The following is an 11,791-nucleotide window of genomic DNA, read 5'->3' as shown; positions in this document are numbered from 1 at the left end:
TGTCCTGTCGAAAAACTGGCCGCATCCATGCGGCCACCCTGCGGGCTTTCCTCCACCCGCCCGCCGCGTCATACGGGGACCCCGGGGGTAGAGCCACATCAAGAGCCCAAAGCCCGTTGCGCCGGGCCGCTACTTGTAGGAGCGCACCCTGTGCGCGAACGCCGCCCGCAGGGCGGCCTGTTAGGCCGCGGTCGCGCACAAGGTGCGCTCCTACAAGGGAGGACGCAGGCGTGTGGTGGCGCATCAACGCTGCCGATCGGCTCTTTGTGGGAGCGCACCCTGTGCGCGACAAACCTACGGAGCGATACACCCATGCGTGGCGTCGCGCACAGGGTGCGCTCCCACAGACAGGCGGCTGGATGTTGAACTCAGTGCGCGGGTGGATTGAGGGTCAAGGCCAAAGCGAAGCGAAGCCCCAAACCAAAACTACAACTGCTTCCCACTGATATCCGGCAACCCCGTCTCCAGATACCAGTGCTTGCTCTCGGCGTCATAACTCCACGTCTGGTGATCCGTCACCGTGCGCTCGGCCTGGGTATTCACGTTGACCAGGTTGATCTTCACCGTCTGCTTCACTTCGAGCTGGCCATTGGGCACGACGCCGTTGCCATCGTCGTAACCGCTGACCTTGTATTGCTGGTAGCGGGACATCTCCAGCGGCGAGATCGGATGGGCCTCGCGCACCTTCGGGTCCACGAATACCAGGGCCGCGTTGAAGTCGCCCCAGCGCACCGCGCTGGCGTAGGCGTTGAGCGTGGTGGTGAGGTCATCGTTGCGCTTGTTGGTGGCACAGCCACCGAGCGCAAGCATGGACAGGGTGACGAGCGGGATCAGGACGCGGCGCATCTGGCATTCCCCTTGGACTAGGGCTGCATTGTGCCCAAGGCGGATGACTTTTTCATACGGCGTCGGGGGAGCGCCGCTTGGCCACGAAACGGGCCTCCAGCGTGGCGGCGGGCTTGCTGCCGATGCCCGGGACCTGGCAGGTCACCTCGATGCGGGCGCGGCCACGCGAGGCCAGCGTGTCGAAAAAGGTGACCCAGTCCGCACCTTCGGCCAGGCGCGCCTCGCTGACGAAGCCCTCCCACACCGGTTCGAGGTAGCGCACGGTGGATTCGCCGACGAAAAGGTCGCATTCGAGTCCGCGCATGCGCAGTTCCAGTTCGACCAGGCCCCAGCCATTGAGCGTCATCACGCTGACCAGGCTGCCGCCGAACGCGCAGCCCTTGTCGTTGATGTTCGGCCCGAGCGGGGCGGCGAGGGAGAATTGCTGCTCGTCGCAGCCGTGCAGGTTGACGTCCATGGTCTGCGCGAGGGGAATTTCATCGCGCATGAAGCTGACCAGCTTGCGTGCAAGTGTGTGTCGTTCGGTGCTGCTCATCGTCGCGGGGTAGGCGTGGGGGAACGCGTAGTTTACGCACCCTGAGGAGTCAGCACCGCTACTGCCCGGGGCCGCTACACTCGCGGGCAACCCCGGAGAGGCCCATGAGCACGCGATCCCTGACCCCTGCCGAGCCCTCGCTGGACGGACGCACCGTGGTCATCACGCGGCCGGCCGGGACGGGCTCGCCGTTGGCGCGACGGGTGCGCCGGATGGGTGGGGTGCCGCTGCTGTTGCCGGGCTTGTCGCTGCGTGCGGTCGATGGCGCGGCGGCGGTGGCCGTCGATCTGCGTGCCGCACTGAACGATCAGCTGCTGATCTTCACCAGCCCGGCCGCCGTCCGCTTCGCTGCCCACCTGGCGCCGTTGCGCACCGACGCTACGGTGCTTGCGGTGGGCCAGGGCACGGCTCGGGCCTTGGCGCGTCATGGTGTCGACGCGCTTGCTCCGCTGGTGCGCCAGGACAGCGAGGGGCTGCTGGAGCAACCGGCGCTTGCTCACGTGCAGGGCCGTCGGGTGGCGCTCATTGGTGCGCCGGGCGGCCGTGGCGTGCTGCGCGCGGAGCTGCTGGCGCGTGGCGCCCAGCTGCGCGAGGTGCACGTCTATCGTCGCGGCACGCCGCGCTGGCAGCGTCGTCAGCTCGATGCCGTCCGGCAGTTGCCGGCCGATGCGCGCGTGCTGCTGTCCAGCGCCGAGGCGTTGGACAACCTGCAGCAGGGCTTGCCTGCCGATGCGTTCGCGCAACTGATCCAGGCTGTCGCCATCGCCAGCAGCGAGCGGCTGGCCGAGGCCGCGCATGCCGCCGGCTTCGAGCGCGTCGCGGTGGCGGCCTCGGCGCTTTCGGACAACCTGCTCACGGCTGCAGCCCGTCCCTAGCTGTTTTGCCGCGAGCCCCAGGCCTTCACGCCCGTTTGATGCGAGCCCCCCGGCGTGGGCTGTTAGCATGTCGCGCATGAGCCAAGACGACTCCTTCCTCGATCGCGGTGCGCCTGCGGGCGCACGTTCAGACACTTCCCCTCGCGCAGCGCGCGCGACGCCGCCGGCCAAACGCGGCAGCGGCACGCTGGCGGTGGCGCTGCTGATTTCCCTGCTTGCCCTGGGCGGCGCCGGCTATGTGGGCTGGCGGCAGTGGCGGCAGGAGCAGGGCAATGCCGCCGGCAATGCGGCGCTGAGCGGACTCAAACAGCGCGTCGATACGCTGGAGAGTGCCTTCGGCGCCAGCGACAGCGAGCGCAACCTGCTGCGCCAGCGCCTGGGCGACGCCGATCAGGTGAACCGCTCGCTGCGCGAGGAACTGCTGAGCCAGTCCGAGCGCACGCGCAATCTCGAAGACGCCGTGACCAAGCTGTCCGAAAAGACCTTGTCCGGTCACGACGCCATGCTGCTGGATGAAACCGAATCGCTGCTGCGCATGGCCAAGGAGCGTTACGACCTGTTCCATGACGCGCAGGGCGCACTGGCCGCCTATGCGCTCGCCGATCAGGCCCTCGCCGCGGTCAACGACGGCGCCTTCTCCGGTCTGCGGCAGAGTGTGGGCGCGGAACGCGAAGCGCTGAGCAAGACGCAGACGGTGAACGTGGACACCGCGCTGACCACGCTGAGCAATCTGCGTGCGGCGACCATGGAGCTGCCCCTCAAGCCACTGGACAGCGCCGCGACCGACACCGCCCCGGGCGGCTGGTCGCGCATCATGGGCGCCCTCGATCAAGTGGTGAAGGTGCAGCGCACGAATGGCGCGCCGCTGTCGGTGGCCGATGCGCGTTTCGCACGCGAGCTCGCTTCGATCGATCTGGCGCAGGCGCAGGCTGCCTTGCTGGCGTCCGATCGTGACGCCTATATCGCGGCGCTCAAGCGTGCCGATGCCGGCATCGTGGCGCAGTTCGACACCCACGCCGCGCCGGTACAGCAAGCGCGCACGCAGCTGGCCAGCCTGCTGGCCCAGCCGCCCGGTGCGGCGGTGCAACTGGGTGCGGCGCTGGGCGAGCTGCGCAATCTGCGCGCCGTGCATGCACTCAAGCCCGCGGCCAGCAGCTCGGCCGGAGCCAAGTCATGACGTTGTGGCGCTGGATCCTGCTGCTGGTGATCGTGGCGGCACTGACTGCGTTCGGCTGGCACTGGGTGGCGGAAGACCCGGGTTACGTGCTGGTGCAGCTGCGCGGCTGGCAGGCGGAGACCACCGCAGTGGCCGCCATCGTCATCCTGTTGCTGGCGTGGGCCGTGCTGAGCGCACTTTGGTTTGCCGTGCGCTGGCCGTTTGGTGCGTTCACGCGCCGCCATCGCCGGCTCAGCCGCCGCAAGATGAGCGACGGCCTGCTTGCGCTGATGGAAGGTCGCCATGGCGACGCCGAGCGCGATCTGCATCGTGCCTCGCGTCTGGATGTGCTGCGCGGTCCTGCCTTGCTGGCGGCCGCCGAGGCCGCATCGCGTCGCGGCGAGAACAGTCGTGCGCTCACCACGCTGGATGACGCCGCGCAGGTCGCGCCGCGTGGCGCCCGCGTGCTGCGCGCCCGCGTGCTGCGCCGCGAGGGGCGTCCTGCGGAAGCTGTGAATCTGCTCGCTGCTGATGCGGATGCCGGCAGCCTCACGCCCGGCGGCTGGCGCGAACTTGCGCTGGCCGCACTCGCCAGCGGCGATACGCGGCGGGCGCGCCAGGCCTTGGAGCCGCTGCAGAAGAGCGGCTCGCTGAGCACCAAGACCTTCGCCGTATTGGAAGGCCAGGTGCTGGCCGCATCGTTGCGCGGCGCCTCCGACGCGGCCGCGCTCAACACGCTGTGGTCGCAACTGCCCAAGACGCAGCGTCGCGTACCGGCGGCGGTGGACGCTTATGCGCGCCAGGCGGCCTCGTTCGGCATGGTGTTGCCGGCGATGGACGAAGTCGAATCGGCGCTGCGCCGCGAGTGGTCGCCGCTGTTGATCGAAACCTATGGCGCGCTGGGCGGCGAAGATATCGAAGCGCGCCTGCGCCGCGCCGAATCCTGGCTCGATGCGCATCCCAATGATGCCGCGCTGCTGCTCACGCTGGGCCGCATGTGCGTGCGCCAGGGCCTGTGGGGCAAGGCGGCGCAGTATCTGGAACGATCACTGGCTCTCACGCCCAGCAGCGGTGCGTGGGAATCGCTGGGCGACGTCTACGCGGGCCAGGACGATGCCGCCCTGGCCCAGCGTTGTTACCGCAATGCGCTGGCGCTGGCGCGGGGCGAAGCGATCGCTCCGTTGCCACAGAGTGTGCGTGCGTCGCGTCTGGACACGCGCCCGATCGCGGTGGAAGAACGCAGCGAACACGGCGTGCCGCGCCTGCCTGAGTGATCCCGTTTGCCGCCTGCGCCTTCCAGGGCGCAAGGCGGCGCATCAACTTGCCGAAATGGCCCAGGTGATGAAGCCGGCATTGATCGCCGTGAACACCAGCGCCACCAGGAAAATGCTATCGGCCAGGCGTTCCAGGCGATGGTTGCGGCCCAGGCTGCGCGTGCGCAACGCCCAGTACGAAAGCAGGCACGAAGAAAGATAGAGCATCGAGTTGAAGGCCAGCAGGTCGTCGCCGAGCAGATCCTCTTTGCGCAGTGAAATCACCACGCGAAGAATGCCGATCACGGTGAGGCAGACGCCGACCATCGCGGCCGAAGCGGTGAAGATATGCACGCAGATATCGTGATCCAGGCGCGCGCGCTGGCTTTCGGAGCTGCTGTCGGAGATGTCGGTCATGGCCTGGCCTGGGTCGAATGCTTCGAAAGAGGGAGCCCCAGCGCCGGCCAGCGGTTCCCGTCGAACCTTCCTGCGTTCATCGGCCAGATCATAAGGCGACTCAGCCGCCCGGGCGCACCCACCAGCGCTGCACGCGCTCGGCCAGCATCACCACGGCCAGCGAACAGACGATGCCCAGCGCCACTTCACCCACGCGCGTGAGCGCGATCAGCCAGAACGAACCGGTGTGCGGCACCAGCATGATGATGGTGGTGGTGGTGCCGCTCAGCCGGCCCGCGCTGCCCACGCCCAGCAGCCAGCAGGCGGTGATGGCGACTACGATCGCCACGGCATAGGCGCTGAACTGTTCGCCCAGCAAGAGCGTGGCGCTGAAACCTACGATGCCGCCCACCAGCGCGCCGATCAGCTGGTCGCGCGAGGAGGAGCGGGTGTCCAGGTAGGTCTGCTGGGTCACCGCGATGGCGGTGATGGCCGCCCAGAAGGCCTGCTGGGTATGCAGCAGCAAGCCCAGGCCATAGGCACTGCTGGCAGCCAGCAGTGCCTGCAGGGCGAACCAGAGGCCCTGCACCAGCCGATGCGTCCATGGCTGGTGCCGGTACACATAAGCCAGTCCTTGCTGGACGTCGACCAGGCGTCGCAGGTTGTCGCGCAGGGAAGGCTGGTCGCTCATGGTCGTGGCTACAGCGGTGTCAGGTTGGCATAGGCGTAGACCAGCCACTTGCTGCCGCTGTTGGCGAAGTTGACCTGGATGCGCATATGCGCGCCGCTGCCCTCGGCCGTCACCACGATGCCTTCGCCGAAGCTGGGGTGGCTCACGCGCTGCCCCAGGGTGAGCGGCATGCTTTCTTCCAGCGACTTCGAGCCGCTGTTCGGGCGCGCGCCGTAGAGCGGACGGCTCACCTGCACGCGCGGACGCACTTCATCGATCAGTTCGGGCGGAATTTCCGCCAGGAAGCGTGACGGGCGCGCGAGCATTTCCACGCCGTGCATGCGGCGCGATTCGGCGTAGGTGATGAACAGGCGTTCGCGTGCACGGGTGATGCCCACGTAGGCGAGGCGGCGTTCTTCTTCCAGGCGGCCTTCGTCTTCCACCGAACGTTGGCTGGGGAACAGGCCTTCTTCCATGCCGACCAGGAATACCACCGGGAATTCCAGGCCCTTGGCCGAATGCAGCGTCATCAGCTGCACGCAGTCGTCCCAGGCTTCTCCCTGACCTTCGCCGGCTTCCAGCGCGGCGTGCGAGAGGAAGGCCGACAATTCGCTCAGGCCGGCTTCTTCGTCATCGGGCGTCAGCTCGAAACGGCTCGCCACGTTGACCAGTTCGTCCAGGTTTTCCACGCGCGATTCGGCGTTGCCGCGGCTGTCTTTCTCGTAGAAGTCGCGCAGGCCGGTGTGGGTGATGGCGTGGTCGATCTGTTCGGCCAGTGCGAGCGCGTCGCCCACGCCTGCGCCCGCGAACGCCCGCGCCATATCCTCGATCATGGTGAGGAAAGCCTTCACCGCGTTCTTGGCGCGGCCGGCGAGTTCGCTGCCGCCGCTGAGTTCGCTGAGCGCGGCTTCCCACATGGAGCTGCGTTCGGAGCGCGCTCGGCGGCGCAGCACGTCCAGCGTGCGGTCGCCGATGCCGCGTGGCGGCGTGTTCACCGCGCGTTCGAACGCGGCGTCATCCTGCCGGTTGGACGAGAGGCGCAGATAAGCCAAGGCATCCTTGATTTCCGCGCGATCGAAGAAGCGCTGCCCGCCGTAGACGCGGAAGCGGATATCCCGCTGCATCAGCTGTTCTTCGAAGTTGCGCGACTGCGCATTGGAGCGATAGAGGATCGCGCAATCGCGCGCTTCGCCATGCTCGCTGACGTATTCGCGGATGCGCTCGATCACGAAGCGCGCTTCGTCCTGCTCGTTGTACGCGGCGTACAGCGCGATGCGCTCGCCTTCGCCGCCATCCGTCCACAGCTGCTTGCCCAGGCGGCCGCCGTTGCGCGCGATCACGCTGTTGGCGGCCTTGAGGATGGTCGAGGTGGAGCGGTAGTTCTGTTCGAGCTTGATGGTCTTGGCGCCGGGGAAATCGCGCAGGAACTGCTGCACGTTCTCGACCTTCGCACCGCGCCAGCCGTAGATGGCCTGGTCGTCGTCACCCACCACGAACACCTGGCCAGTCGGACCGGCGAGCACGCGGATCCACGCGTACTGCAGCGTGTTGGTGTCCTGGAATTCGTCGATCAGCAGGTGGCGCCAGCGATCGCGGTAGTGATCGAGGATGGCCGGATTGTGCAGCCACAACTCGTGCGCGCGCAGCAGCAGTTCGGCGAAGTCCACCAGGCCGGCGCGGCGGCAGGCTTCCTCATACGCCTGATAGATCTGCACCAGGGTGCGCGTCATCGGATGGTCGCGATGCTCGATGGTGTCCGCGCGCTTGCCTTCGTCCTTCCACTGGTTGATCTGCCAGGTCGCCTGACGCGGCGGGAAGCGCGCCTCGTCCAGGCCCAGACCGGCGATCACCCGCTTGATGATGCGCTGCTGGTCATCCGCGTCGAGGATCTGGAAACCTTCTGGCAGGCCCGCCTCGCGCCAGTGACGGCGCAGCAGCCGGTGCGCGATGCCGTGGAAGGTGCCCACGGTCAGGCCTTGCGTGCCGCCCGGGATCAGCTGATCCAAGCGCGCGCGCATCTCGCCCGCGGCCTTGTTGGTGAAGGTGACGGCCAGTACCGACCACGGCGACACGCCCACCACCTGGGTGAGCCAGCCGATCCGGTGGGTGAGCACGCGCGTCTTGCCGGAGCCGGCGCCCGCGAGCACGAGATAGTGGCCGGGAGGCGCGCAAACGGCTTCGCGCTGCGCGTCGTTGAGCTTGTCGATCAGGTGGGAGACATCCATCCTGCCTATTGTACCGGGCAGGGCAACATCGGTCCCCCTCACCGTCATTCCCGCGAAAGCGGGAATCCAGTGCCTTTCTTACGTCACCTAAAGGCGCTGGATTCCCGCTTTCGCGGGAATGACGGTGAGGGGAATGAACCTCGACGGCGTGTTTTGAACTGAAGCTCAGGGCCTCAATAGTTGAGCCCCGGGCTCAGAAGGTGCCAGCAGGCCGCGAAGGCGATGGCGGCGATGCAGGCCAGCAGCAGGAGGAGGCCCGAAATGCGCCGCCACCAAGCGCCCCCATGCCACGCGCGCACATTTTCCACGACCACCGACACGCTGGTCAGCAAGGTGAGTACGCAGATGACGAACAGGAGAAGCAGGCGCAGCTCAAGGTGGGGTGAGCCGAGCCTCGGCAGCATTAGGTACCAGCCACCGGCGCAAAGCAGGTAGAGCACGGCCGTGAATCGGCTGAGGCGATACCAGGACCCTTCATTCTGCGGGAGGGCAAGCGAGGTGTGGCGCTGGCTCGCCCACGCCATGACTGGCCAGGACAATGCAATCAGTGCAAAGCACCCAAGGATGAGCAAAATCACCCCTCTGACGGTCTCCGGCGATGCACCCGTGGCAGGCAAATAGACCTGTGCCGGCGAAAGCGTATCAGTCGACAGCATGCGTACATTGCCATCGCGGACGACAGCGCCAAGGTGAAGGCCCGAGGCGTCATCCACCCAAAGATACGGTTTCACCTCGCGCCAATGCGCTGCTGCGAACATCGGCGTATTGAGCGATCCATCGGCGCCGATACTGATGGTGTTTTGTTGGAACAGGTCGCGCAGTGCGAGCACGTTGCTGTGCGATGAGATGCTGGATTCGTAGCGACCTGCCAGCTGCGCGGCGTGGGCTTTGTCTGTACCGATCGTGGCTGGTCTCAGTTCTGGAAGCGGTGGGAAATAGCGCGTCACGAAGCGTGACAGCAGTGGTCGCAGCAGCCGTGCCGCATCTCCCCCGGCAGTTGCAATGAAGATGCCCGTGTGATGTTCGGGTACCAGCGCCAGCAGGCTATGTGAGTCATCGAAATCGCCCTGGTGACCGAGTATGGTCGGTTCGCCGGTATCTAGTTGGGCGAATCCAATCGCCATGCCCGGCAGACCTGGAATGGCTGCTCGACGATAAGCCTGCATCTGCTGCACGCTCGCCTGTTCAAGCAGTTGTGCGTTGTCTGCTCGGCCATACTGCAAGTGCGCGATCATCAGCTTTGCGGCGTCCTCGCCGCTGATGGCCAAGCCTAGCGCAGGGGTTGGTACGACCAGCTTCACAGTGGATGTCGGCTCTCCCGCCACTCCTCCATCTGCGTTACCGGACCACAATGACCTCGACTGCCGAAACGTGCTGCGCCGCATTCCCAGCGGTTCGAACACGTGTCGCTCAGCATATTCATCGAAGCGCTGGCCCGATACACGCTGGACGATGTAGCCAGTCAGAGCCATGCCGTAGACGGAGTACGCAGGTACCTTGCCTGCAGGATAGACCCGAGCTGGGAGCCACCCGCCGTGATGGATGCCTAGCTCATCCCTGTCAACTCTCTTTGGGTCTGTGATGTAGAGCCCTTTGCGCATTTCTTCGAAGCCAGCTGTGTTCGTCAGCAGGTCGCGCAGTGTCACCGGCTTTCCGTCGAGTGCTGGGATGGTGAAGTCCAGGTAGCGGTTGACATCGGCATCGAGGTCGAGCTTATGTCGTTCGACTAATTGCATGACGGCGGTGGACGTAACGATGCCTGACACTGCGCCCACGCGGAACATCGTCGTGGCCGGATCGACCGGCTTCTTCGCCTCCGCATCCGCCTCACCGTAGCCCTTGGCATAAAGGATCTCGCCGTCCTTCACCACCACCGCCACGGCGCCGGTCACCGCGCCCTGCTGCATCACGTGGTTCATTTCGCCATCGAGCCAGGGCTGCAGGCTGCGGGCATCGAGTTCGGAGGCACCCAGTTGGGTGACGGTGGCGTGCTTGGCTTCCGGCAGCGGCGTGATCTGGATCGGCGCCTGCGCCCACGCACTCGCGGGAAGCAGCATCAGGACGAGCGCTGCAGCGTATGTCCGCGAACGGAGACGGCTCATCACGGTGGACGCGATGGCGGGCATGCGGGACTCCTTGAAGCGGACGCGGCGGGGACGATGGGCAAGTATGCACCGCCCCTTGTGGCGTGGCGTCTGCGCGGCGTCAACGCGCGTCAGGTGGTTTTCAGCTGGAAGCGTGCGCTCAGTCGCGTTTCATCTGGGCGACGAGATCGGCCAGTTCGCGCACCGCCGCTTCGGACACCTCGCGCTGCGGCGTGATATCCGGGTTGTTGTAGTTGCCCGCATCGCCGATCACCTGGACCATGATGCCGTCCGTGCGTGGCACCACGCTGAGATTTTGCGTACGCAATCCGTACGTGACTTCGGGCTGCGGGATCAGCCTTGCCGTCTGACCGCGCACGGGGATCACCGTATCGTCGTTGAACAGCGCGCGCGCACCGTAACCGGTGGCATTGACCAGGGTGTGCTCGGGCAGCTGTTGCAGCTGCTCGGCGTGTTCGAATTCGCGGATCTCGATCTTGCCGCCGGCCGCAAGATATTCGCTCATCAGATAGTTCGCATAGCTGCTGATGTTGAACATCAGCGTGGTGTAGCGGCGCACGTGGGGCTCGGGGAAGGGATGCTGGCCCGGCGACAACGCCACGGGGCGCGGGGTGAGATCGCGCACGCGGTCGGCGAACTCGCCGTACTCCGGTTCGTCCGCCACCTCGCCGTGAAACTTGCCGAACGGCGCGTCCGCCAGCGAATAGCCGTCGATCCATTCGATCGGCTGGCCCGGCAGGCCTAGCAGGCTCTGGTAACGCGCGTAGGAGAGCCGCGTCATCATTTCCCAGCGATCAGCCAGGGCCGGCGCATGTGCGGCGTCGCAGATGCGCGAGTCGGGTGTCCACAGGCCGGAGGCGCGCATGGAAAACACATCCGGCGGCAAGGCCTTCGCGTAGATGCGCGTGGCCAGGCCGGCGCGCTGGGCGAGCAGGGCAGTGGTCAGTCCAATCGCGCCGCAGCCGATCACACCCAGTTCGCGCGCGCCGCTCGCCTGCACCATCTGCAAGGCCAGCGTGCCCGAGCCCCACGACAACGACCAGCCGCTGCCGCCGTGGCCGTAGTTGTGCACCACCGTTTTCTTGCCGAACTTTTCCAGCTCGATGCGCGGACCGGCTGCGCGGAACGGACGCGTGCAGACATAGACGCCGGTGATGCGGTCGGTGCTGGCGCGGATGGGGGCCAGTGAAGGCGAGCACGCCGTGCTGCCCGGACGCGATTTCACCGCGGGCGTGGTGCACGCAGCCAGTCCTGCCGTCGAGGCCACGGCGAGCGTGGCGCTGGCCTGGCGCAGGAATTGGCGTCGTTCCATGGGCGTTCTCAGCCGGGGAGTAAAGGGCGAATGCTACATGGTCGTCATTCCGGCCTGCGCCGGAATGACGGGCAAAAGGCATCAGCCCTTCTTCATGAATCCGCCTAGCGCCAGCAGCGCACCTACCACGATGCCAGCCACACCCACCCACTGCGGCAGCGCCTTGTCATGCGTGGCGCTGACCTTGGCCGAGCCGATCTGTACGAGGGTGTCGGTGGTCTGATAGCTGCCATGGCCCATCAGGACATAGATGCCGCCGGCCAGCAGAAGAACGCCGAGAATGATCAGCACTGCACGCATGGAAAACTCCTAGCAAAGGTGGACGGGGCGAAGAATCGCTAGAGCGCGTCACGCCACTGTGAAACCGCGCCAAGTCATTGACGCACCACCATAGGAGCAGAGGAAAAGGGAAAAGTCG

The 11,791-nt window shown here is 66.3% G+C and carries 11 protein-coding genes; 3 read left to right on the top strand and 8 right to left on the bottom strand.

Annotated elements, in window-relative coordinates:
• Positions 1 to 426: 426 nt before the first annotated feature.
• Both Y882_RS02320 and Y882_RS02315 read right to left on the bottom strand, forming a co-directional pair.
• The gene (locus tag Y882_RS02320; RefSeq protein WP_046970252.1) at positions 427 to 846 is read right to left on the bottom strand and encodes a hypothetical protein; all 420 of its coding nucleotides are present in this window, start codon (positions 844 to 846) and stop codon (positions 427 to 429) included.
• A gap of 52 nt (positions 847 to 898) precedes the next feature.
• Complete coding sequence (locus Y882_RS02315; protein ID WP_046970251.1) at positions 899 to 1,381, bottom strand: YiiD C-terminal domain-containing protein; 483 nt, start codon at positions 1,379 to 1,381, stop codon at positions 899 to 901.
• A gap of 104 nt (positions 1,382 to 1,485) precedes the next feature.
• On the opposite strand from Y882_RS02315, the gene Y882_RS02310 reads away from it, so the two are divergent.
• From Y882_RS02310 to Y882_RS02300, 3 genes are all read left to right on the top strand, one after another.
• A complete protein-coding gene (locus Y882_RS02310; RefSeq protein ID WP_046970250.1) occupies positions 1,486 to 2,256 on the top strand; it encodes a uroporphyrinogen-III synthase in 771 nt (256 codons plus the stop codon).
• A gap of 76 nt (positions 2,257 to 2,332) precedes the next feature.
• Positions 2,333 to 3,433, top strand: a complete 1,101-nt coding sequence (locus Y882_RS02305) for a uroporphyrinogen-III C-methyltransferase (protein ID WP_046970269.1) — start codon at positions 2,333 to 2,335, stop codon at positions 3,431 to 3,433.
• Entirely contained in the window at positions 3,430 to 4,686 is a 1,257-nt protein-coding gene (locus Y882_RS02300; protein ID WP_046970249.1) for a heme biosynthesis HemY N-terminal domain-containing protein, read from the top strand. Before Y882_RS02305 ends, Y882_RS02300 begins: the two co-directional genes overlap by 4 nt.
• Before the next feature lie 42 nt (positions 4,687 to 4,728).
• Here the strand turns inward: Y882_RS02300 and Y882_RS02295 are convergent, their stop codons facing one another.
• From Y882_RS02295 to Y882_RS02270, 6 genes are all read right to left on the bottom strand, one after another.
• Positions 4,729 to 5,082 (bottom strand): hypothetical protein, encoded by a 354-nt coding sequence (locus tag Y882_RS02295; RefSeq protein WP_046970248.1) that lies wholly within the window; start codon positions 5,080 to 5,082, stop codon positions 4,729 to 4,731.
• Between the two features lie 100 nt (positions 5,083 to 5,182).
• The gene (locus tag Y882_RS02290) at positions 5,183 to 5,752 is read right to left on the bottom strand and encodes an FUSC family protein (protein WP_046970247.1); all 570 of its coding nucleotides are present in this window, start codon (positions 5,750 to 5,752) and stop codon (positions 5,183 to 5,185) included.
• Positions 5,753 to 5,760: 8 nt separating this feature from the next.
• A complete protein-coding gene (gene uvrD, locus Y882_RS02285) occupies positions 5,761 to 7,956 on the bottom strand; it encodes a DNA helicase II (RefSeq protein WP_046970246.1) in 2,196 nt (731 codons plus the stop codon).
• A gap of 173 nt (positions 7,957 to 8,129) precedes the next feature.
• On the bottom strand, positions 8,130 to 10,082 hold the full coding sequence (locus tag Y882_RS02280; protein WP_052949603.1) for a serine hydrolase domain-containing protein: 1,953 nt from the start codon (positions 10,080 to 10,082) through the stop codon (positions 8,130 to 8,132).
• 118 nt (positions 10,083 to 10,200) lie between these two features.
• Positions 10,201 to 11,373, bottom strand: a complete 1,173-nt coding sequence (locus Y882_RS02275) for an FAD-dependent oxidoreductase (protein WP_046970245.1) — start codon at positions 11,371 to 11,373, stop codon at positions 10,201 to 10,203.
• Positions 11,374 to 11,454: 81 nt separating this feature from the next.
• Positions 11,455 to 11,673 (bottom strand): hypothetical protein, encoded by a 219-nt coding sequence (locus Y882_RS02270; RefSeq protein ID WP_046970244.1) that lies wholly within the window; start codon positions 11,671 to 11,673, stop codon positions 11,455 to 11,457.
• Positions 11,674 to 11,791 lie beyond the last annotated feature (118 nt).

The organism is Dyella japonica DSM 16301 (assembly GCF_001010355.1).
Classification (GTDB): Bacteria; Pseudomonadota; Gammaproteobacteria; order Xanthomonadales; family Rhodanobacteraceae; genus Dyella; species Dyella japonica.
Note: the sequence above shows the minus strand (reverse complement) of the source record. Positions and strands in the feature narration are given on the sequence as shown.